This is a genomic window from Virgibacillus sp. M23 (genome assembly GCF_034190895.1).
In the GTDB taxonomy this organism is placed as follows: Bacteria; Bacillota; Bacilli; order Bacillales; family Amphibacillaceae; genus Virgibacillus; species Virgibacillus salarius.
Genome location: NZ_JAWDHA010000224.1, coordinates 1 through 479, shown reverse-complemented (window position 1 = coordinate 479; position 479 = coordinate 1). Strand labels below are relative to the sequence as shown.

Sequence of the window (479 nt, the reverse complement as noted above, 5' to 3'; positions counted from 1 at the left end):
GCCCTGCGGATAAGCGTAAATAATTTGCCTGTATGAAAGAATCAGTGCGAGCAGTAATATGAGAACGCCGACCGCAATCGGAATGGAGTACCAAAATGCGGCAGCACTGATTGTTGCTAAAATGATTAGAATTTGCTCTGTCCCATAAGCGACAGATGACAGCGCATCTGAGGAAAGCATTGCCAAGGCTTTTAATTTCGTCAGTTTTTGCTCTCCCGCTGCTTGAGATTTTAGTGGTTTCCCAATCAAAATACGTTTGATTGAATGATACATCGATGTCTTCCCCTTTTAATTTCTCATTTTTCAATTAAAACAATAAAACATCAGTGTCTTGCTCTCACATTTTGCAATAGTCCTTTCTGCTATGATGTCTCTGTATGCGATTTACATTCCTAAAAATGAACGGCAAAAAACACAGAGGCAAACGGATGCCCCTGTGCCATAACATCGAACACAGGTTTCATTCATCTCCTCTCACG

General features: G+C 41.1%; 1 pseudogene. It reads right to left on the bottom strand.

The features are described 5' to 3' along the window. A pseudogene (locus tag RVS70_RS22210) lies at positions 1 to 273 on the bottom strand (amino acid permease); the annotation flags it as partial. Positions 274 to 479 lie beyond the last annotated feature (206 nt).